Source organism: Actinomyces sp. ICM58, assembly GCF_000283035.1.
Lineage (GTDB): Bacteria > Actinomycetota > Actinomycetes > Actinomycetales > Actinomycetaceae > Pauljensenia.
On the sequence record NZ_ALIY01000237.1, the window covers coordinates 1 to 1,471 of the forward strand.

Annotated in this window: 1 protein-coding gene; it reads right to left on the reverse strand. The window is 72.7% G+C overall.

Annotated elements, in window-relative coordinates; all coding sequences use genetic code 11:
• Nucleotides 1-1,471 (reverse strand): DUF3418 domain-containing protein (locus HMPREF1138_RS10340; RefSeq protein WP_009059608.1); only part of this gene is annotated, 1,471 nt, incomplete at both ends.

The window sequence follows — 1,471 nt, forward strand, 5'->3', positions numbered from 1 at the left end:
GGTCGCCTCGCCCGCGCTCGCTCCCCCCGAGGCCTGCTGTGCGGTGGCCTTCTGCGCGCCCTTCTTGGAGGCCTTTGCGGGAGAATTGCGCGTCGAGACTCGGCCCGAGGTCGCGCCCCACGCAGCCAGGCGTCCCATCGCGGCGTCCAAGCTCAGCGGGTCCGGCTCGTCGGCTTGGGCGGCTTTCTGGTCGCCGCGCTTTCCAACGCTGCCGTCAGCCCGGGCACCCGTCCTGGCCTCGCCCGCGTGTGCATCCGCCGACGCCACCACGGCCTCGGCCGGCTGGTCGCCCGCCTGTTCGATCCACCGCGCCACCGACGCGGCCACGTCCGGCGCGGGCGCCAGGAGGCGACGCACGCCCTTGGGCAGCGCGCGGATCGCCTCGGTCAGCAGGTCCTCGCGCATGCCGGGCACCAGCCAGTCCGTGCCCGCATCGCTCACGCGTTCGAGCACCTCGATCGGGATGCGCACGGAGACGCCGTCGCGCGGGCTGCCCGGCGCGAACTCGTAGCTGAGCGCCAGCGATAGGTCGCCGCACTGCCACCGGTCCGGGAAGCCCTCGCCCGACGTCGCCTCGCGGGGCATCAGCAGGGACGCCGGGTAAATGAGTAGATCCGGGCGCTCTCGGCGCTCGTCCTTCCACCAGCGGTTGAACGCCGCCGCGCTGGTCACGTGCTCGGGGATCAGGTCGTCGAAGAAACGGAAGCGCGCCTGCTCGTCCGCGACGAGGCCGTGGGTGCGGCTGCGGCGCTCAACCTCGCGGGCCTGCTCCACCAGGGCCTCGTTTCGGCGCTGGAAACCGTGCCTCTCCCTCCACTGGCCATCCACCAGGGCGTTGCGAATGAACATCTCGCGGGCCAGTTCGCGCGCCGTCGTCCCCTCGCGCGCGGCCGCCAACTCCTCGAAATGACGCGGCTCAAACGACCCAGACGACAGCGGATCCTTCGACGCCGAGACCAAGCCGGCCGCCAGGGCCTCCAGCGACCCCGCGCGCGGAGTGTGAGAGCGCGAGGCGGCCACGGCCTCGTCGATGACGAGGTTACCCAAACGACCCAGCAACACCTCGCGGTCCGCCGCCAGCGTCAGCCCGTAGAGGGTCACGCGCTCGCGGACCATCGCCGCGCCCTTCGCAACCGACCAGAACGGCTCCGAATACGAGCGCTTGAGCAGGCCGCGCGCCGCCGGCTCCACCCACTCCGGGCGGATGCGGGCCACCGTGCGTGCAAACAGGCGCGAGGTCTCCACGAGCTCCGCGGTCATCACCCAGGCGGGGTGCCCGCTCACGCCCGAGCCCGGCCAGATCGTGAAGTGCGTGCCGCGCGCGCCCTCGTAGTCGCGCTTCGTCTCATCCCATGAGCCCAGGTAGGACAGCAGGCCGACCAGCAGCGAGCGGTGCACCTGGTCCGCGTCCACGGAAGCCGGCCCCTGCCCGTAGGCCAGGACCGCGCGCACGGCCGCGTCCTGGGCGCCG